This window comes from Ochrobactrum sp. SFR4, from assembly GCF_019730395.1.
Taxonomy (GTDB): Bacteria; Pseudomonadota; Alphaproteobacteria; order Rhizobiales; family Rhizobiaceae; genus Pseudochrobactrum.
This window is the reverse complement of record NZ_JAAPBB010001071.1, coordinates 1-252: the sequence shown is the minus strand read 5'-3', so window position 1 is coordinate 252 and position 252 is coordinate 1. Positions and strand designations below refer to the sequence as shown.

The following is a 252-nucleotide window of genomic DNA, read 5'->3' as shown; positions in this document are numbered from 1 at the left end:
CCTCGGACATGCCGAGCGGCTCCATAAAAACGGCACCCCAGCTTAATTCACGCATCGCGCAGATGAACCAGATCAGTGCAGCACCGCGCCACAGCCATTTCCAGTCTGCCGAGCCGTATTTCTGAAAAATCAGCGCCTGCACCATGCCCAGAAGCAGAACAACAACCTGCGCATTTTCAACCGGACCATTTTCCCACGAAACCCATGAAGGCAATACAAGCGCCAGAGGGTAAGATACGATCAGAACCAAAA

Annotated in this window: 1 pseudogene; it reads right to left on the bottom strand. The window is 53.2% G+C overall.

The features are described 5' to 3' along the window. Positions 1–252, bottom strand: a pseudogene (locus HBA93_RS22340) (hypothetical protein); the annotation flags it as partial.